General features: G+C 63.0%; 14 protein-coding genes. 4 read left to right on the top strand and 10 right to left on the bottom strand.

The genetic code is table 11. The annotated features are described in order from the left end of the window. Positions 1–14 precede the first annotated feature (14 nt). The 4 genes from glgB to MF134_RS16535 all read right to left on the bottom strand — a co-directional run bounded on the left by glgB (position 15) and on the right by MF134_RS16535 (position 9,193). Entirely contained in the window at positions 15–2,237 is a 2,223-nt protein-coding gene (glgB, locus tag MF134_RS16550; protein WP_255340582.1) for a 1,4-alpha-glucan branching protein GlgB, read from the bottom strand. Further along, a complete protein-coding gene (gene treS, locus MF134_RS16545; RefSeq protein WP_255340581.1) occupies positions 2,234–5,563 on the bottom strand; it encodes a maltose alpha-D-glucosyltransferase in 3,330 nt (1,109 codons plus the stop codon). Before treS ends, glgB begins: the two co-directional genes overlap by 4 nt. A gap of 69 nt (positions 5,564–5,632) precedes the next feature. Continuing rightward, a complete protein-coding gene (locus MF134_RS16540; protein ID WP_255340580.1) occupies positions 5,633–7,678 on the bottom strand; it encodes an alpha-1,4-glucan--maltose-1-phosphate maltosyltransferase in 2,046 nt (681 codons plus the stop codon). A gap of 270 nt (positions 7,679–7,948) precedes the next feature. Further along, complete coding sequence (locus MF134_RS16535; RefSeq protein ID WP_457590016.1) at positions 7,949–9,193, bottom strand: ROK family transcriptional regulator; 1,245 nt, start codon at positions 9,191–9,193, stop codon at positions 7,949–7,951. 370 nt (positions 9,194–9,563) lie between these two features. Between MF134_RS16535 and MF134_RS16530 the strand changes: the two genes are divergently transcribed. From MF134_RS16530 to MF134_RS16520, 3 genes are all read left to right on the top strand, one after another. Further along, positions 9,564–10,589 carry a sugar ABC transporter substrate-binding protein gene (locus tag MF134_RS16530; protein WP_255340578.1) on the top strand — a complete coding sequence of 342 codons (1,026 nt, stop codon included), beginning with the start codon at positions 9,564–9,566 and terminating at the stop codon, positions 10,587–10,589. 297 nt (positions 10,590–10,886) lie between these two features. Next, positions 10,887–11,957, top strand: a complete 1,071-nt coding sequence (locus tag MF134_RS16525) for an ABC transporter permease (RefSeq protein WP_255340577.1) — start codon at positions 10,887–10,889, stop codon at positions 11,955–11,957. Continuing rightward, positions 11,954–12,742, top strand: coding sequence for an ATP-binding cassette domain-containing protein (locus MF134_RS16520; protein ID WP_255340576.1), 789 nt, complete (start codon positions 11,954–11,956; stop codon positions 12,740–12,742). The genes MF134_RS16525 and MF134_RS16520 overlap by 4 nt, the downstream gene beginning before the upstream one ends. A gap of 108 nt (positions 12,743–12,850) precedes the next feature. On the opposite strand, the gene MF134_RS16515 is transcribed toward MF134_RS16520, so the two are convergent. The 6 genes from MF134_RS16515 to MF134_RS16490 form a co-directional block, all read right to left on the bottom strand. Then, positions 12,851–13,102 carry a BQ00720 family protein gene (locus tag MF134_RS16515; protein ID WP_255340575.1) on the bottom strand — a complete coding sequence of 84 codons (252 nt, stop codon included), beginning with the start codon at positions 13,100–13,102 and terminating at the stop codon, positions 12,851–12,853. A gap of 35 nt (positions 13,103–13,137) precedes the next feature. Beyond that, positions 13,138–13,578, bottom strand: a complete 441-nt coding sequence (locus tag MF134_RS16510) for an Hsp20 family protein (RefSeq protein ID WP_255340574.1) — start codon at positions 13,576–13,578, stop codon at positions 13,138–13,140. Positions 13,579–13,847: 269 nt separating this feature from the next. Beyond that, positions 13,848–14,354 (bottom strand): peptide-methionine (R)-S-oxide reductase MsrB, encoded by a 507-nt coding sequence (gene msrB, locus MF134_RS16505; protein ID WP_255340573.1) that lies wholly within the window; start codon positions 14,352–14,354, stop codon positions 13,848–13,850. 240 nt (positions 14,355–14,594) lie between these two features. After that, a complete protein-coding gene (locus MF134_RS16500) occupies positions 14,595–15,218 on the bottom strand; it encodes a fasciclin domain-containing protein (protein WP_457590015.1) in 624 nt (207 codons plus the stop codon). Positions 15,219–15,500: 282 nt separating this feature from the next. Beyond that, positions 15,501–15,935, bottom strand: a complete 435-nt coding sequence (gene arfB / locus MF134_RS16495) for an alternative ribosome rescue aminoacyl-tRNA hydrolase ArfB (protein ID WP_255340572.1) — start codon at positions 15,933–15,935, stop codon at positions 15,501–15,503. A 156-nt stretch (positions 15,936–16,091) separates the two neighbouring features. Further along, positions 16,092–17,702, bottom strand: a complete 1,611-nt coding sequence (locus MF134_RS16490) for a phosphoenolpyruvate carboxykinase (protein ID WP_255340571.1) — start codon at positions 17,700–17,702, stop codon at positions 16,092–16,094. A gap of 724 nt (positions 17,703–18,426) precedes the next feature. On the opposite strand from MF134_RS16490, the gene MF134_RS16485 reads away from it, so the two are divergent. Then, positions 18,427–19,143 carry a response regulator transcription factor gene (locus MF134_RS16485; protein WP_255340570.1) on the top strand — a complete coding sequence of 239 codons (717 nt, stop codon included), beginning with the start codon at positions 18,427–18,429 and terminating at the stop codon, positions 19,141–19,143. The last annotated feature ends 107 nt before the right edge of the window (positions 19,144–19,250 follow it).

The following is a 19,250-nucleotide window of genomic DNA, read 5'->3' as shown; positions in this document are numbered from 1 at the left end:
CGCGGGCCGCGCCATCAGCCCTCGTGCACCAGCACGATGGTGGCGAGCGGCGGAAGGGTCAGAGAAATCGAATAGGGCCGGCCGTGGACCGAATGGGGCTCGGCTTCCTTGCCGCCGAGATTGCCGACATTCGAGCCGCCATAGACCTCCGCGTCGGTGTTGAGGCGCTCAACCCACTGGCCCTCGCGTGACACGCCGACCTGATAATCGTGGCGCGGCACGGGCGTGAAGTTCGAGACGATCAGAACCTGGCGTCCGTCGCGATCCTTGCGGAGGAAGGCAATGACGCTCTCTTCGACATTGGCCGTATCGACCCATTCGAAGCCGGCCGGGTCGCAATCCAGCTCATGCAACGCCGGCACGTCGCGATAGAGCGCGTTCAGATCGCGGATGAGGCTCTGGACACCCTTGTGGGACGGATTGTCGAGGAGATGCCAGTCGAGCGACTGGTCGTGGTTCCACTCGGCCCACTGACCGAACTCGCCGCCCATGAACAAGAGCTTCTTGCCCGGATGGGTCCACATGAAGCCGAAATAGGCCCTGAGATTGGCGAACTTCTGCCACTCGTCACCGGGCATTTTGCCAAGCAGCGAGCCCTTTCCGTAGACCACCTCGTCATGGCTGAGCGGAAGGACGAAGTTCTCCGAATAGGCATAGACCATGCCGAAGGTCATGTGGTGGTGGTGATAGCGCCGGTTGACCGGCTCTTCCTGCATGTAATGCAGCGTATCGTGCATCCACCCCATGTTCCATTTGAAGTGAAAGCCGAGGCCGCCGGCGTAGGTCGGTTTCGAGACGTCCGGAAAGGCCGTTGACTCCTCCGCATGGGTGGTTGCTCGGGGATAGTATTCGCCGATCCGCTCGTTGGCGTCCTTCAGGAAGGCCATGGCCTCCAGATTCTCGCGCCCGCCGTAGATGTTCGGCTCCCACTCTCCATGGCTGCGGGAGTAGTCGAGATAGAGCATCGAGGCGACGGCATCGACGCGCAGGCCGTCGATATGGAACTGGTCGAGCCAGTACATGCCGTTGGCGACCAGGAAGTTCTTCACCTGCGGCCGGCCGTAATCGTAGATCAGCGTGTTCCAGTCCTTGTGGAAGCCGCGGCGCGGATCGGGATGCTCGTAGATCGCGGTCCCGTCGAAGCGTACGAGCCCGTGCATGTCCGTCGGGAAGTGGCCCGGAACCCAGTCGAGGAGAACGCCGATCCCTTCCTGGTGAAGCGCGTCGACAAGGCGGGCAAAGCCTTCCGGCGAGCCATGGCGCGAAGTCGGTGCGAAAAGCCCGATGGGCTGATAGCCCCAGGAGCCGTAGAACGGATGCTCCGAGACCGGCAGGAACTCCACATGGGTGAAGCCCATCTCCTTGACGTAGGCGACCAGTTCGCTGGCGATCGCGTCGTAGTCGAGGAATTCATTGTCCGCGCCGCGCCGCCAGGAGCCCAGATGCACCTCGTAGATCGAGATCGGCTTTTCCCGATCCTGCCAGTCGTCGGGCTGGGACATGAAGGCCTGATCCTGCCATTCATGCTTGACCGCGCCCTCAACGACCGAGGCGGTCGAGGGCGCCATTTCCTGACGGAAGCCCACGGGGTCGGCTTTCAGGGGCTGCAGATTGCCGTCCGGGCCGATCACCTCGTATTTATAGACCTCGCCCTTGCCGAGATGGGGAATGAACAGTTCCCACACGCCGCACTCATGGCGCTTGCGCATGACCGTACGGCGACCATCCCACGAATTGAAATGGCCCACCACGGACACACGGCGCGCATTGGGCGCCCAGACGGCGAAAGCCACCCCTTCCACTCCGTCCATCACCATCGGATGGGCGCCGAGTTTCTCGTAAAGGCGATAGTGATTGCCTTCGGCGATCAGATAGACGTCCTGCTCGCCGAGGATCGGAGAAAAGCGATAGGGATCTTCCTCGTCCCAGGGAGTTCCGCCGCCATGGGAGTAGCGCATGCGGTAGCCGGAGTCCGCATTCAAACCGGGTACATAGCCGACAAAGAAGCCTTCGGGCCCGTAGGGCTCCAGTGCGCCAAGCGCCATGCCGCCGCCATCGATGACCTGCGCGGAATGGGCACCGGGCCGGTAGACGCGCACGATTGCGCCGCCCTCGACGGTGAACCGTCCGAGGATTGAAAAGGGATCCCCATGAACGCCGCGACCGATTTCCCAAGCCTGATGTTCTTCGGGCCGAGGATCGATCCCGGCTGGGGGCGTGGCTGGGGTCATATTCATTTGAGAACCTGTCGTTTTTCGAGAAGTGCAACGATGCCGCGCAGCGGGATCGACAGCCACGCCGGCCGCATCGCGGCCTCGTATCGAAGTTCGTAGAAGGCCTTCTGCAACACAAAGAGATCGAGGAATTGCAGCGTTGCATCGTCCAACGCGATACCGGCCGCATCGCTCCAATGTTTCAGGAACGCCTCGGTCACCTCGTCGCGCCAGTTCTCCGCCATGTCGCGCAGGCGCTCCGCCGTCACCTCGTCGACCGGCCCCGCCTTGTCGCGGGCCGCGAAGGCGGCGTAGTCGAAGGAACGAACGAGGCCCGCCACGTCGCGAAGCGGCGATGTCTTGGCGCGGCGCTCTTCCAGGGTACGGCCGGGCTCACCCTCGAAATCGAGGATGACCACGTCGTTCTTCGAAACCAGCACCTGGCCGAGGTGATAATCGCCGTGAATGCGGGTGCGATGGGTGTTGACCTTCAGCCCGCCGAAGCGGTCGAACCAAGTGAGGATGTCCTTCTCGGCCCCGACCAGCCGCTCCACATCCTCGATCTCCTCGGCCGGCAGGTTCGGCTTGGCTGCGGCGAGCGCTTCGAGAGCACTGGCGACGTCCTGCTTCGCCTCACGCACGACGGCCATGTAGCTGTCGTCATCCAGGGGCTCGGGATCGAAGGCGGGATCCCCGGTTTCGGTGGCGAGTGCGGCATGCATCTCACCGGTGCGCCGGCCGAGCACTTCCGCCGGATCGATCTGGATCTGAAGCTGCGGCTCGCTCAACGCGCCGACGTCGAGATTCTCGTCGGCGAGCGGCTGCTGGACATAGGCGTGGTCGCGCAGATAGCGGGCCAGCGCCTCGACGATCACCGTCCAGGCATCGCCCTGGTTCTGAACCTGCTCGAACAGGGCGGCGATGGCGGTACGCGTTCCGTCCTTCCGGATCAGCTCGATCGACCCGTAAAGCGCCGGAGCGGCCTCGAAGTCGGTCTTCTCGGTCAGGAATCGCGTGACTTCCAGTTCCGGCTGAATACCGTCCCGCAGGCGGCGATAATATTTCAGGATCGCTTCCGAGCCGATCAGGAGCGAGGTGTTCGACTGCTCGCCGGACAGGACCCGGATCGCATCCGTGTCGACGAGAAGCGCCTGGGCGAGCCCCTCCCGGGAAGCATCCGAAGCCTCGACCAGCAATTCGCCTTCGGAGAGATCGACATCCGTTCCCGCCGCGATCAGCGCGATCATCACCTTGGCAAGGTCGGCGCTGCGGGTGCCGTCGATCAGGCCACCGATGCGCGCGCCCTGGCGAACCTTGGCGATCGTGTAGGGCAGATCGGGGTCTTGCGAAGAAAGATGCTGCTCGCCCCAGCGCACCGACAGAGGCAGCAGATAATGCTGATCACTTTCCGCGGCTCCGACCGTCAACTCGGTCAGGAGATGTCGGCGGGACTCCGGCGTCGGCGCCCCGAGGACCGAGATATCGATGCTCCGCGGCCGCTGTGATTTGCCGGCAAACCAACGCTGGCCGGAGACGTATTCGGGCAGCACCGATTTCAGTTCGGTCAGGTTGCGCCCGCCGATCGTCGCCTTGAGATCCCCCGGCGCGACAAGGGTCGAGAAGGCGGGAAGCGGCGTTGGAACCCCTTGTCCCTGCTGGGCGCTGCCGCTGTCGGCCAGATCGAACCAGAAGAAGCCATAGGCCGGCAGAGTCAGCATGTAGGGGTTGGTTCCGATCGGCGGGAAGGCCGAAAGCCCCAGCATCTCGACCGGCACTGCGCCGGCAAAGTCCGAAAGGTCGAGTTCCACCGCCTGGGCCGAACTCGACAGATTGGCGACGCAAAGAATGCGCTCGTCGCCATGTTCGCGCAGATAGGCGAGAATCTTGCGGTTGGACGGCAGAAGGAAATTGATCTCGCCGCGGCCGAAGGCTTCCTTCATGCGGCGAACCTGGATCAGGCGGCGCGTCCAGTTGAGCTGCGAGGCGGGGTTGTTCGACTGCGCTTCGACATTGACGGCCTGGTAGCCATAGACCGCGTCCTGAATCACCGGCAGGTAAAGGCGCTGCGGATCGGCGCGGGAGAAGCCGCCATTGCGGTCGGCCGACCACTGCATCGGCGTACGCACGCCATCGCGGTCGCCGAGATAGTAATTGTCACCCATGCCGATCTCGTCGCCGTAATAGACGACAGGCGTTCCGGGCATCGACATCAAGAGCGCGTTGAGCAGTTCGACCTTGCGGCGGTCATTGCCCATCAACGGCGCCAGACGCCGACGGATGCCGAGATTGATCCGCGCCCTCGTGTCGGCCGCATAGGTCGACCAGAGATAGTCGCGCTCCTCCTCCGTCACCATTTCGAGCGTCAGCTCGTCGTGATTGCGCAGGAAAATCGCCCATTGGCAATTGTCCGGGATCTCCGGCGTCTGCCGCATGATGTCGGTGATCGGGTGCCGGTCTTCCTGGGCGAGCGCCATGTACATGCGCGGCATCAGCGGGAAGTGGAACGCCATGTGGCATTCGTCGCCCTCGCCGAAATAGGGCCGCGTGTCCTCCGGCCACTGGTTCGCCTCGGCGAGCAGCATGCGGTCCGGATAGTGCTTGTCGAGATCGGCGCGGATCGCCTTGAGGACGTCGTGGGTCTCGGGCAGGTTCTCGTTGTTCGTGCCCTCGCGTTCGACGAGATAGGGGATCGCGTCGAGGCGCAGCCCGTCCACTCCCTTGTCCAGCCAGAAGTGCATGATTGAGAGCACTTCCTCCATCACCTTCGGATTGTCGAAGTTGAGGTCCGGCTGGTGGGAATAGAAGCGGTGCCAGAAATATTGCTGGGCGACCGGGTCCCACGTCCAGTTGGAGGTTTCGGTGTCGAGAAAGATGATGCGGGTGAGATCGTAGCCCTTGTCGTCATCGGCCCAGACATAGAAGTCCCTCTCCGGCGAGCCTTTTGGCGCATGGCGAGCCGCCTGGAACCAGGGATGCTGGTCCGAGGTGTGGTTGATGACCAGCTCGGTGATCACCCGCATGCCGCGCTTGTGCGCTTCCTCGATCAGCCGCTCGACATCCTCGATATTGCCGTAGGACGGATTGACCGAGCGATAGTCGGCAATGTCGTAGCCATCGTCGCGCAGCGGCGAGGGATAGAACGGCAGAAGCCAGATCGCCGTGACGCCGAGCTCCTGGATATAGTCGAGCCGCGACAGAAGCCCCGGAAAATCGCCGATTCCGTCGCCGTTGGAATCGACGAAGGTCTTCACGTGGAGCTGATAGATGATGGCGTCCTTGTACCAGTCCGGCGCCGAAGGGTCGGGCCCATGGGAATGGTCGAGGGAGGCGGCTGTGACGATCTCGTTCATGAAGTTTTCAGTCGTTCCGGTCGGGATGGGTGATGGTCCGGGTGTGCGGCGCGAGGGATTTGAAAGCCGCTAGGCCGGCCGGAGCTTGAAGACGGCATAGGGGCAGTCGGCCGGGTTCAGCCACCAGTGCTGGATCTTGCCGTGCCAGGTGATCGGCTGGCCGGTGACGAGGTTTTCGGCGACCACGGATCCGTCGTCCGGCAGGCCAAACTCCCAGAGCGGCACCTCGAAATGCCCGCCCTGGGCGTGGTGGGGATCGAGATTGACCATGAAGATCAAATAGTTCGACCGGTCAGCGGTGCGCTTGCCGTAATAGAGGATCTGGTCGTTCCAGAAATTGAAGAAGGCGAGCGAGCGGAAGTCCTGCAGCGCGGGTTCCGAGCGCCGCAGGCCGTTGAAGAAGGCCACGTCGTCGCGGATGTTGCCCTCGGCGTGCCAGTCGAAGGCGCGGATCTCGTATTTTTCCGAATTGAGGTATTCCTCCTTGCCCGGCACGGGCAGGAATTCGCAGAGCTCGAATCCGGAATAGACGCCGTAATTGCCGGCGAGCGTGGCCGCGAGCGCAAGGCGCGTGCGAAAGCCCGGCCGGCCGCTCGTCTGGAGATAGATCGGATTGATGTCCGGCGTGTTCACGAAGAAATTTGGCCGCATGTATTCGGCGCATTCCTCCTGAGTCAGCTCGGTCAGATATTCGGCGAGCTCCCACTTCTCGTTCCGCCAGGTGAAGTAGGAGTAGGACTGATTGTAGCCGACCTTGGCGAGGCGCTTCATGACCTTCGGCCGGGTGAAGGCTTCGGCCAGGAAGATCGCGCCGGGATCGACCTTGCGGACCTCGGCGATCATCCATTCCCAGAAGGGGAACGGCTTGGTGTGCGGATTGTCGACGCGGAAGATCCTCACGCCCTTGTTCAGCCAGAACAGGACGATGTCGCGCAACTCGTACCAGATCGACGGCAGCGCGCCGCGGTAGAAATGGACGTTGACGATGTCCTCGTATTTCTTCGGCGGGTTCTCGGCGAACTTGATCGTGCCATCCGGCCGCCAGTCGAACCACTCCGGATGCTCCTTGATCCAGGGATGGTCGGGCGAACACTGAATGGCAAAGTCGATGGCGATCTCGAGGCCGTGCTTCTTCGCCTCTTCGATCAGCCGGGAGAAATCCTCGAACGAGCCGAGTTCGGGATGGATCGCATCATGCCCGCCATCCTTGGAGCCGATGGCGTAAGGGCTGCCCGGGTCGTCCGGCGCCGGGGTCAGGGAGTTGTTCTTGCCCTTTTTGTTGGTTGAGCCGATCGGATGGATCGGCGGGAAATACAGGACATCGAAGCCCATCGCCTGAATGTCGGGCAGCCGCTTGATGACGTCGTCGAAGGTGCCGTGGCGGTTGACGTCCCCTGACTGGGAGCGCGGGAAGATCTCGTACCAGGACGAAAAGCCGGCCGCCTCGCGGTCGACCCAGACCGGAATGTTGCCAGGATAGCGCGAGAGATTGGTGCGCGTGCCCGCGGCTTCGAGCAGTGCCGTCACCTCGTCGGACTGCATCAGCTCGTACTGGCCGTCCGCATCGCCCTTCTGGGCCATCTTCTCGAGCTTGTCGTGGAGTTTGGCGAGGCTCTTGTGATCGGCCTTGGCGCCGCGGCCCGAATCCTTGGCCTTGAGGACGAGTTCGCGCGCCTCGATCAGTTCGAGATCGGTCAGCTTTCCGGCGTCGCGCTTCTTCTTCGCCTCGTCGCGCCAAGTCGCGTAAAGATCGCGCCACGCAATGATGGAGAAGCGGTACGGACCCGGTTCGTCGAGACGGATCGTCGCTTCCCAACGGTCGTTGACGAGGAACTCGAACTTCACCTCGGACCATTTCGACGGATCGGCATCGGCCGGACCGTAGATCAGAGCCGCGTCGATCTTGTCATGTCCGTCGCAGAAGATGTCGGCCGAAATGGTCAGGGGCTCGCCCACGAGTCGTTTGAGGGCAAAGCGCCCCCCATCGATCTCTGGCTCCACGCCCTCGATGGCGACGCGGTTTTCGGCCAGGGCCAGCAGCGCGGCCTCGCTTTCGGCGCTCTTCGCCTTGGCGGCTTTCTTGGACTTGCGTGGCTCAATTGCGGCGTCGGCCATGGACGAACCTTCTAAAAGGATGTCAGGTCAGGTGCTCTCCACTCCGCAGAACGGCCGGGTGCGAGCCCGGTTCCTGCGTGGCCTTAAGGGATAGGAGCCCCAGACGTCATGTCCAGTCGATCGCCCCGTGCAATCGCGGAAGTCGCCGGATTCATCGGGAGAAATTGCCCTGCCTGAACGCCCGCCGGTTCGCCCGGCGCAGGCGACAACGGGAAAGACCGTCAGAGCTTTCTGCCGCCAGGTCTGCTTCGCCTTGAATCACCGCAGCCTTCAGCCACCGATCACAGAGGGAAGTCGATCGCCCTCGGTGAACAGCACCCGGTGATCGAGAAGGTAATGGGCGAAGAAGGGCAGGCTGGCCGAGCCGATTTCGCGGGCCGACGCGCCGATCGTCCCGACCTCCACCGCAATGGGTGACAGTCCCTGACGATTCAGCGGCTTCATCGCGGCTATCGTCTTTGCGACCAGACGGGCCCGCACGCTTTCGGGGATCCGCCCGTCAATCACCGCCGCCTCGAAATCGTAGACCGAACTCGCCGCCACGATGGCATGGGCGAGCCCGTAAGCGGCGATATCGATCCATCGTTCCAGCGAGGGACCAAATTGTTTCCAGGTCTCCTCGCCGCGCCAGATCGGCAGGGCATCGCCACCTTCCGCCTCGAACATCTTTTCCAGAACATGCAGGGAAGCGAAGTTGATCAACTGGTCGGAACCGCCCCCTTCACGCGGGATCGGCATCGAGCCGAGTGCCCCGGCATTGCCGCCCCGGCCCGAGACGAGATCGCCATTCATCACGATCCCGCCGCCGACGAACGCGCCCACGAAGAAATAGACGAAATCCGCCGACTGGGTGGTGCCGAACACGTTCTCGGCAGCGCAGGCCGCGGTCGCGTCATTGGCGACATAGATCGGAAGATCGCAGACATTCTGGAGGGCGGCGACAATGTCGAGGTCCCTCCATTCGGCGATCGAATCCGCCGGCGCGCCGATCTCGTCGCCCCAGGACCACAATTCGTAGGGCATCGCCACGCCAAGCCCGGAAATGCGCTTGGCCTGCGAGGAAGAGATCGCCGAGCGAAGCTTTGGAGCGGCTTCGGCAACGAAGTCCAGAATCGTCTGAAGGCGCGGATAGGGATAGTTCTGCCCCTCCCGCACCCGGATGCGCCCGATGAAATCCATCAAGACGAGATCCACCGAACGCCGGCCGATCTTCAGGCCGAGGGAGAACGCACCGTCGGGGTTGAGACGCATCGGGATCGAGGGCTGACCGACACGGCCGCGCTGCGGCTTGTCTCGCAAGACGAGTTGTTCGGCTTCCAGGCTGCGCATGATGACCGAAGCGGTCTGGGGAGACAGGCCGGTGCGTCGCGCGATCTCGGCTTTCGCGATCCGGCCGTGGCGGCGGATCAGCGACAGGACGGCCCGCTTGTTGTGGGCCCGCAGTCCCGACTGGTTCGAGCCGCGCACCCGGCTTTCGGGCGCTTCGCCGCCGGCGCCGTCCAGATCATCGTCCATGATGGCCATCACACTCCTCCGAAGGCGCCCGTCCTCGCCTCGCCCGGTCCCGCGGTCCGGAGACGTTTGAACGGGCGACGGGAACTCGCGCGACCCGCGTCCGCACAACGTCGCTGCGGTCCAAGTGGCGGACGGGTCGCCGGGGCGACCGGCCGCCTGATGCTATCCCCCACCATCTCGAAGCGCCACGTGGGGATCGGGTCACGCCCGCATGCGGTTAGCGATTCGATAATAAATAAATCTACATGAATTATCTTTGTTGACAATAGCTGATGTTTGATGTTTCGATCGACGCAACCGAGCGATAGGAGGTCGTTCGGACGGGCCGTGGCGCGCCGCGGCTTGTATTTCGGTTTTGGGAGGAACTTACGTGACATTTCGCACCCTACTCGCGTCCACCGCATTCGCCGCTTTTGCCCTCGCGACACCGGCTTTGGCGCAGGACAGTGATATCAGCGCCTGCCTGATCACCAAAACGGACATCAATCCCTTCTTCGTCAAGATGAAGGAAGGTGCCACGGAAAAGGCCAACGAGCTGGGCGTCAGTCTCTCGACCTTCGCCGGCAAGGTCGATGGCGACCATGAGACGCAGGTCCAGGCGGTGGAAAGCTGCATCGCGTCCGGTGCCAAGGGCATCCTGATCACCGCCTCCGACACCAAGGCCATCACGGATGTGGTCGGGCAGGCTCGCGACAACGGCGTTCTGGTGATCGCGCTCGACACGCCGCTCGAGCCCATCGACGCAGCCGATGCGACTTTCGCCACCGACAATTTCAAGGCGGGCGAACTGATCGGTCAGTGGGCGCGCGCGACGCTCGGCGACGAGGCGGAAAACGCCAAGATCGCCCTGCTCGACCTCTCGCCCTCGGCGCCTTCGGTCGACGTTCTGCGGGACCAGGGCTTCCTCAAGGGCTTCGGCATCGACATCAAGGACGAAGGCACGATCGGCGACGAGGACGATCCGCGCATTGTCGGCCACGACGTCACCTCGGGCAACGAGGAAGGCGGCCGCACGGCGATGGAGAACCTCCTCCAGCGCGACCCGGGCATCAATCTGGTCTACACGATCAACGAGCCGGCCGCCGCCGGAGCCTATGAGGCCCTCAAGTCCTTCGGCATGGCAGACAACGTCCTGATCGTCTCGGTCGATGGCGGTTGCCCGGGCGTCAATAACGTTCAGGAAGGCGTGATCGGCGCGACATCCCAGCAGTACCCGCTGCTGATGGCGTCGAAAGGCATCGAGGCGATCGTCCAGTACGCCAAGGACGGCACGCTGCCGCAGCCTTCGGAAGGCCTCGATTTCTTCAATACCGGCGTCAGTCTCGTAACCGACGCACCGGTCGAGGGTGTTCCGTCGATCTCCGTCGAGGAAGGCCTCGACCGCTGCTGGGGCTGAGGCCTTCGTCCCGGGAGCACGGGTGCGCGATCGGCGACGCTCGTCTGATCCGGGCCGAGACCTGCCGCCAGGGCTTCCCGCTCGAACCGCGGGAGAGCACAGCCGCGGGCCCGGACAGATCGCGGTCTCGACCGTGAGCGATCCTTCGAATGGCGGTGGCCCTGTCGCCGCCATTCGGCCGTCGGGATAAACCGCAGCCATTCGATGCTGGGCGACGCAAATCGAGACGTCGCGCATTCAGGAGTCGCCCGAGCCGTCCTCCGGCGGCCCGGTTCCCCCTCACGCGGAGCAGCCGTCATGAGCGAAACGAGCAGCAAGGGGAGTGACTACGAATCCTCCCTGAAGGACAGCGACTCCTCGATCGCCGCCTTCGAACAGAAGCATCGCGGTGTGCTTGGAACCGCGCAGCATTTCCTCCACGGCAGCCCGACCATGGTGCCGGTGATCGTCCTGATCCTGTCCGTCATCGTCTTCGGCATCGTCGCACCGAATTTCTTTTCCGCCTTCAATCTCTCGCTGATCATGCAGCAGGTGGCGATCGTCGGCATTCTGGCGGCCGCCCAGAGCCTCGTCATCCTGACCGCGGGCATCGACCTTTCGGTCGCGGCCGTGATGGTGATGATCTCGGTGATCATGGGCCGCCTCAGCGTCGAATTCGGCATTCCCGTTCCCGTCGCGATCCTGATCGGCTTCATCTGCGGCTGCCTGACCGGACTGCTCAACGGGCTGCTCGTCACGAAAGTGCGCTTGCCGCCCTTCATCACGACGCTCGGCACCTGGAACATCTTCCTGGCACTGAACTACTATTTCTCCGGTCGCGAAACGATCCGCTCCCAGACGCTGGACGCCGACGCGCCGCTGCTCAAGCTCTTCGGCGAGCGCTTCAACATCGGCAATGCGGTGCTCACCTGGGGCGTCGTGCTGATGGTCGCGATCTTTTTCGTCCTCTGGTACATCCTGAACCGCACGGCCTGGGGCCGGCATGTCTACGCCATCGGCGACGACAAGGAGGCTGCGGAACTCGCCGGCATCCGCACGGACCGGACGCTGGTCTCGGTCTACGTGTTGTCGGGCTTCATCTGCGCGCTCGCCGCCTGGGCCTCGATCGGCCGCGTCGGATCGGTGTCGCCGACCTCCTTCTTCGAAGCCAATCTGGAATCGATCACCGCCGTGGTGATCGGCGGCATCTCGCTCTTCGGCGGGCGCGGCTCGATCCTCGGGCCCATGATCGGCGCGCTGATCGTCGGCGTGTTCAATTCCGGCCTGCGCTTGGCAGGCGTCGACGTCCTCTGGCAGCTCTTCGCCACAGGTTGGCTGATCATCATCGCGGTCGCGATCGACCAATGGATCCGGAAGATTTCGTCATGAGCGCCAAGAAGCAACCGGTTCTCACCGGCCGCAACATCGTCAAGCACTATGGCCGCGTCACCGCCATCGACCATGCCGATTTCGACCTTTACCCCGGCGAAATCCTGGCGGTGATCGGCGACAACGGCGCGGGCAAGTCCTCGTTGATCAAGACCCTCTCCGGCGCGGTCGTGCCGGACGAGGGCGAGATCAAGCTCAACGGCGAGCCTGTGCGCTTCACCTCGCCCATCGAGGCGCGCGAGGCCGGCATCGAGACGGTCTACCAGAACCTTGCCCTGTCGCCGGCCCTGTCGATCGCCGACAACATGTTCCTCGGCCGCGAAATTCGCAAATCCGGCTTTCTCGGCCAGTATCTCCGGCTGCTCGACCGCAAGGCGATGGAAAAGCTCGCCCGTGACAAGCTCTCCGATCTCGGGCTGATGACCATTCAGAACATCGGCCAGGCGGTGGAGACCCTGTCGGGCGGGCAGCGCCAGGGCGTGGCCGTCGCTCGCGCGGCGGCCTTCGGGTCGAAGGTCATCATTCTCGACGAGCCGACCGCGGCGCTCGGCGTGAAGGAATCGCGCAAGGTTCTGGAGCTCATCCAGGATGTGCGCTCGCGCGGCATGCCGATCGTGCTCATCTCGCACAACATGCCGCATGTCTTCGAAGTGGCGGACCGCATTCATGTCCACCGCCTGGGTAAGCGGCTCTGCGTCATCGATCCGAAGCTCGCCACGATGAACGACGCGGTCGCGCTGATGACCGGCGCAAAAAAGCCCGATCCGTCGATGGCGGCGGCCTGAGGGCTCGCGGCAAGCGACGTTCGGGCTGGATTGTTCGGACAGGTGGGTATCGAAAACGCCGAGCCGGCCAAAAGGCCGGCTCGTCTGCGTTCGAAGGCGCTCAGGGGCTCAGTGCAGGCTGACCGTAGCGAGCTCGTTCTGAGAGGCGCTCTGGAGGATGCTGGAACGGTCGTCGGACACCGCGAGCGGCGTTCCGTCGGCCCCGAACAGCGCCCAGAGCTTGAGGCCGGGCTGGATCTGCTGCGCGCCAGGGAAGCGGGCGCGGATCTCGTCGGAGCTCATATGCCGCAGATAGGCGATATGGCCTTCGCCGATGGCGGCGAGATCGCTCTGGCTGACATTGTCGACTGTGTGACTCATGGTCGTCTCCTTTGAAAGGCAAACGCGAAACCCGGTCATTCGTTGACCGCGATCTCGATCTTCCTGACGATACGCTCAGGCTCGGGCTTCGCCAGATCGATCAGAAGCAGCCCGTTCTTGAGCTGCGCACCGATCACCCGCATACCGTCCGCCAGAAGGAAGCACTTCTGGAACTGCCGCGCGGCGATGCCGCGATGCAGATACTCGCGCTCTTCGTCGTCGCTCTGGCGTCCGCGGATGAGGAGCTGGTTCTCCTCGACCGTGACCTCCAGATCTTCCGGCATGAAACCGGCGACAGCGAGCGTGATCCGGATCAGATCGCCGTTTTCGGCCTTGTCTTCGGCCCTGTCGGGTCTGATCCGCTCGATATTGTAGGGCGGATATCCGTCACCACCCTTGGCGATACGCTCCAGCGTCTTTTCGACACTGTCGAAGCCAAGCAGCAACGGGCTGGAAAACGGCGTCATGCGGCTCATCGGTTCAAAAGCCCTTGATAAAGCGACTTCATTCGAAAGGGCCCGTTTGCGGCACCCTTTCGCCTCCGAGATATGGCGACTCCATTCCTCAGCTTCAATGCTTGTCCGCCAGGAACCCTTTCAAGCGATGGTGGTCTTCAAACCTTTTCAAAGGCTTAAGAACCCGCCGGGCGGGTTGGCGGAGGCCTGCGCCGCACGTCGCCCGCCGGTCCATCGACCGGCAGGCGTCGCTTATCTGCCTGCCCTCTGGGAAGCTTGACGATCCGGTCTCAGGATGCGGTCGGCAGACCCGGCTTGAAGTTCAGGGCCACACCGTTGATGCAGTGGCGCTTGCCGGTCGGCTGCGGGCCGTCATTGAAGATGTGGCCGAGATGGCCGCCACAGGTGGCGCAATGCACTTCGGTGCGCGGATAGACCAGCTTGAAGTCCGTTCTCGTTGCCACTGCTTCCTCGGAAACCGGCGCCCAGAAGCTCGGCCAACCGGTGCCCGAATCGAACTTCGTCTCGGAGGAATAGACCGGCGTGTCGCAGCCGGCGCAGGCATAGAGACCGGCCTTCTTGTTGTCATTGAGCTGGCTGGAAAACGGCCGCTCGGTCGCCTCTTCCCGCAAGACGGCATATTGATCGGGCGTCAGGATCTTCCGCCATTCCTTTTCGGTGCGGGTCACGGGGAATTCGCCTTCGGATGCCGAGGCGCGCGAGCGGAACAACAGTCCGCCGCCGAGCGCGGTCGTTGCGGCCACCAGGCCACCGGCGAGAAAATGTCTTCTGTTCATACCTCTTCGGTCTCCTCGGTCGTTCGCACCCGCCGCCCCTCATGGCGCGGCAAGGATCATGCTCTTAGGCGAGACATGGGCCATCAGGATCGCAAACGCCACCGGATGGTCCGCTTCTCACTGCTTCTTGTTCGCTTCTTCGCCTGTCACCCGGAAAAGGTTACACGCAACAGAGCGAACGAAGACGGCCGGACCTTTCGGCCCGGCCGCATGCCTCCCGGCTTCAAAAGATGGGCGACCTCACTCCGGCATCAGCACAGAGTCGATCACGTGAACCACGCCGTTCGCCTGCATCACGTCGGCCTGCTCGACCACCGCACCACCGCCGCTCTCGTCGATGATGACGAGATTGTCGCCATCCATCTTGAGCGTCAGCGTGTCGCCAGACACGGTCGTGACGTCATGCTCGCCGCCATCGTCCTCGATCATCTGCATCGCCGCTTCGGACGTCGCCTCAGCCGAAACCACGTGATAGGTCAGGATTTTGGTCAGCTGTTCCTTGTTCTCCGGCTGCAGCAGCGTGTCGACGGTCCCGTCGGGCAGCTTCTCGAAGGCCGCATTGGTCGGCGCAAAGACCGTGAAGGGTCCCTCGCCGCTCAGGGTCTCGACCAGGTCGGCCGCCTGCAAGGCAGCGACGAGCGTCGAAAGATTGGAGGCGGCGGAAGCATTCTCGGGGATCGTCTTTGCCGGATCCATCGCGGCACCGCCAACCATCGGCATGTCGCCGGATGCCATCGAGTCGGAGCTCATGGAATCCGAACTCATCGAACCTTCCGATTCCATCGTGTCCTGAGCAAAAGCGGCTGGCGCCAGGGCAAAGGCGCTGATGGCGAGGATCGAGGAGGCCGTAGCGGCGCGGATCATGGTCTTTCGCATATCATTGTCTCCCGGGTTGAATCGTCATGATTGCTCCTCCCGCAGGAGAGAGGATGATCAAGTTACGAAACGGGAGTCACAGCGGCTTCGAAATATTCGATTCACATGATGTTGAGCTGAAAGACATCTGCGTTCAACGCAATTTCATCTTGTGAGGATCGCACAATCATCACGGTTCAGCGCGCAACGAAGACACCTCGACCGCTTTTCTACAGCGACGACGTGGTCGCCTCCTGCCGCGGTGACCGTAACGACACCAAGGCACCGTTCTCAATCGTCGACCGACCGGCGCATCTTCTTGACGTTCGAGCGGGCCTTCTTCGCCTTGATCCGCCGCTCGACCGCGCCGCGTGAGGGCTTGGTCTTCTTGCGCGGTGGCGGAGGTGGGCGCAGCGCTTCCAGGACGAGTTCGACGAGCCGCTCGCGCGCGTCCTCACGGTTGCGTTCCTGACTGCGATAGCGCGACGCCTCGATGATGACGTCGCCCTCCTTGGTCGCGCGCTGTCCGGCCAGTCGATAAAGTCGGCGCTTCGCATCGGGCGAGATCGCCGTAGACTCGGCGCCGAGATAGCGCAATTGCACGGCGCTCGAGACCTTGTTGACGTTCTGGCCGCCCGGTCCGCCGGCCCGGATGAACTGCTCCTCCAGCTCCGCCGCCGGAATGGTGATCCGCTCGGTCACCTTGAGGTCGCGCTCGTCGGCCATGTCCCCTTCCCTCTTGCGATCGATTTCCGTCCCGCCTCGGCGACCAGATAGGGCAGAGCGCGAGGCGCGCCGCTTCTCACAAGAAACAGGCCCGCCGAACCCTTTCGGGTCGGCGGGCCAACAATTGTCGTCCGGTTTCGGCTGAAAGGCGCAAGCCTACTCGGCCGCCAGCGGCATGGAAGGCGCGGCTTCCAGAACGGCGTCGTCCACATGCCCGGCGAATTTCTCGAAATTCTGGACGAACATCGAAACGAGCTTCTGGGCCTGGACGTCATAGGCGCGCTTGTCAGCCCAGGTGGAACGGGGATCGAGCAGCGCGTCGTCGATGCCGTCGACCGACACCGGGACGGCAAAGCCGAAATTCGGATCGGTCCGGAACTCGGCCGTGTTCAGGCTGCCGTCGAGGGCAGCATTCAGGAGCGCCCGGGTGGCCTTGATCGGCATGCGCTTGCCGGTGCCGTAGGCGCCGCCGGTCCAGCCGGTGTTGACCAGCCAGCAATCGGCGCCGTGCTTGGCGATCAGGTCGCGAAGGAGATTGCCGTATTCAGTCGGGTGGCGCGGCATGAAGGGGGCGCCGAAACAGGTCGAGAAGGTCGCCTGCGGTTCGGTCACGCCCTTTTCGGTGCCCGCCACCTTTGCGGTGTAACCGGACAGGAAGTGATACATCGCTTCGGCCGGGGTCAGCTTGGCGATCGGCGGCAGAACGCCGAAGGCGTCGGCCGTCAGCATGATGATGTTCTTCGGATGCCCGTCGCGGCCGGTTTCCGACGCATTGGCGATGAAGTGCAGCGGATAGGCGGCGCGGGTGTTCTCGGTCATCGAGCCGTCGTCGAAATCCGGAACCCGGTCCTCGTCGAGAACGACGTTTTCCAGAACCGTGCCGAAGCGCCTCGTGGTGGAGAATATCTCGGGCTCGGCTTCCGCCGACAGCCGGATCGTCTTGGCGTAGCAGCCGCCTTCGAAATTGAAGATACCGTTCTCGCCCCAGCCGTGCTCGTCATCGCCGATGAGGGTGCGAGTCGCGTCGGCCGAAAGCGTTGTCTTGCCCGTGCCCGAAAGACCGAAGAACACGGCACCATCGCCGTTCGGTCCCATGTTCGCCGAGCAATGCATGGGCATGACGCCCTTTTCCGGCAGGCTGTAGTTCAGGGCCGTGAAGACCGACTTCTTCATCTCGCCGGCATAAGAGGTCCCGCCGATCAGAACGATCTTGCGGGTGAGATCGCAGGCGATCACCGTCTCCGAGCGGCAACCATGACGTTCGGGATCGGCGCGGAAGGAGGGAAGGTCGATGATCGTCATCTCCGGTACGAAGCTTGCGAGCGCATCGCGGTCCGGACGGATCAGGAGGTTGCGGATGAACAGGGAATGCCAGGCATATTCCGTGACCACGCGGACGTTGATCGCGTTGGCGGGATCGGCGCCCCCGACGAGATCCTGCACGAACAGATCGCGGCCCCTGGCGGCTTCCTTGAAGTCTTCGTAGAGGGCTTCGAACGCCTCGGGCGACATCTCGGCGTTGTTGTCCCACCAGACGACCGGATCGGTATTTTCGTCGCGCACGACGAACTTGTCCTTGGCCGAACGCCCAGTGTGCTTGCCGGTCGTGACGACCAGCGCGCCATGGGCCGAAAGACGCCCTTCACCGCGGCGCACCGCCGTCTCGATCAGATCGGCTTCGGTCAGGTTCCAGCGGAGGGAGGACAGATCCGCCAGCCCCGTCGTTTCGATCCCGCTGTTCGGATTGTGCGTCCCGATCTGATCCACCTGTCGCCTCCAAAATGGCCTATCGCCTCACGGCTTTATTGCGCCTAGATAAGCCACATAAGAGTTCCGGGCAAGCAGTATGACGAAAAAAGCTTAATACGATCAATGATTTAATCGATTTAGTCGGGAATCCACATGATCTAATCGGTTTGATGCTTTAATCCGTTCAGATTGTCTTTGCGCCAACTTGAACGGCATGGAGGGGCCGAGCGGTTCGCGCACCGGCCATGACAGCGTCCTCGACGGCAGGTCCATTGCGGGGCAACGGCCGAAAAACTGCTGATTTGCTGGCCGACTGCCGGTTCAAAGCCATGGCCGTGACGTCCCTGCCGCGGGGCACGGGCGCGAACCCCGTATGGCAGGAGGGCTGCGCGAAACGCCTTCCCTTGCTGCAACTGCTGTATTTTTGGCCACTTGCCCTATATTGTCGGCCAGCGTCCGAATCGCCGCGCCGCTATCGCGAACGATCCGGTGTGGAAGAACCGGACGCACGACACGATCCGGCTGCTGGAATCGAAGCCTGGCAAGCTTTCTTTTCCGCCACATTTTACGCAGATTGATGGCGAGGAAGGGCGATTTCGACGGCAGGGGTCGCGACACCAGACGGGACAAGAGTGCGAAGGCACCGGCGTTCCCCGTCTGAGAGGTGGTCGCGTCCCGGGAGTGCTCGCCAGCTTGGCTGACGAGCCGCCAATGCCGGGTCGAACATTGGAGAAGACTGACAATGCCGACAATTGCCCTCGTGGACGACGACCGCAATATCCTGACGTCCGTGTCGATCGCTTTGGAGAACGAGGGGTATCGGGTCGAAACCTACACGGACGGCGCGTCCGCGCTGGAAGGCCTGCAATCTAGCCCACCGCATCTGGCGATCTTCGACATCAAGATGCCGCGCATGGACGGTATGGAACTGTTGCGCCGGCTGCGCCAGAAATCCGACCTGCCCGTGATCTTCCTCACCTCGAAGGACGAGGAGATCGACGAGCTGTTCGGCCTGAAGATGGGCGCGGACGACTATATCCGCAAACCCTTCTCCCAGCGCCTGCTCGTGGAACGGGTACGGGCGATCCTGCGGCGGGGCATGCCCCGCGAGGCCGCGGCGCCGGGCAAGCCCGGTGGCGTGACGTCCCAGCCCGAATCCTCGCTGGAGCGCGGCCAGCTGGTCATGGACCAGGAGCGTCACACCTGCACCTGGAAGGGCAAGCCCGTCACGCTGACGGTGACGGAGTTCCTCATCCTGCATGCCCTCGCGCTTCGCCCCGGCGTGGTGAAGAGCCGCGACGCCCTGATGGACGCCGCCTATGACGAACAGGTCTATGTCGACGACCGCACGATCGACAGCCACATCAAGCGGCTTCGCAAGAAGTTCAAGGCGATCGACGACGAGTTCGACATGATCGAGACGCTGTACGGGGTGGGATATCGTTTCCGCGAGATGTGAGGTTCCGGGCAATCTGCCGCGATCCGGACCGGCTTCCTTAACGCCCCTGGCCGGCGCTGGCTGTCTGTCTCTTGCAGACGAGTGCGTGATCCAGCCGGATAACGACG

It is taken from the genome of Jiella marina (assembly GCF_024359545.1).
Taxonomy (GTDB): Bacteria; Pseudomonadota; Alphaproteobacteria; order Rhizobiales; family Rhizobiaceae; genus Jiella.
The sequence above is the reverse complement of the archived record's forward strand: the minus strand, read 5'-3'. Positions and strand labels throughout refer to the sequence as shown.